The sequence below is a fragment of the Seonamhaeicola marinus genome, from assembly GCF_008085455.1.
This window is the reverse complement of sequence record NZ_VSDQ01000193.1, coordinates 1-527: the sequence shown is the minus strand read 5'-3', so window position 1 is coordinate 527 and position 527 is coordinate 1. Positions and strand designations below refer to the sequence as shown.

The following is a 527-nucleotide window of genomic DNA, read 5'->3' as shown; positions in this document are numbered from 1 at the left end:
TACGGTTTGGCTTTTGATTATTATTCGCATTTTACATCGCCCATAAGGCGTTATCCTGATGTTATGGCACACAGGCTATTACAACACTATTTAGATGGCGGAAAAACAGCTAATGAAGAAGCTTTTGAAGAAAAATGCCAACATTCTAGCAACATGGAAAATTTAGCAATCAAAGCTGAAAGAGATTCTATAAAATACATGCAAATTCGTTTTATGGAAGATCATAAAAATGAAGACTTTTTAGGTGTAATTTCAGGTGTTACAGATTGGGGAATTTATGTTGAAATAATTTCAAATAAATGCGAAGGCATGGTAAGTGTTAGAGATATTACTGATGATCATTACGCCTTTGATGAAAGTCAATTTGCATTAGTTGGCAGAAACACTAAAAACATGTACCAATTAGGTGATGAGGTTATTGTTAAAGTTAAAAACACAGACCTTGTTAAAAAACATTTAGATTTTTTATTAGTTGGTAAACCTGAAGATTAAACCAAAAAACATATTCAAAAAAAATGATTTTAACT

General features: G+C 30.9%; 1 protein-coding gene. It reads left to right on the top strand.

Annotated elements, in window-relative coordinates:
* On the top strand, positions 1–492 hold a 492-nt coding region (locus FUA24_RS02960; RefSeq protein WP_148540004.1), incomplete at its 5' end, for an RNB domain-containing ribonuclease.
* Between the last annotated feature and the right edge of the window lie 35 nt (positions 493–527).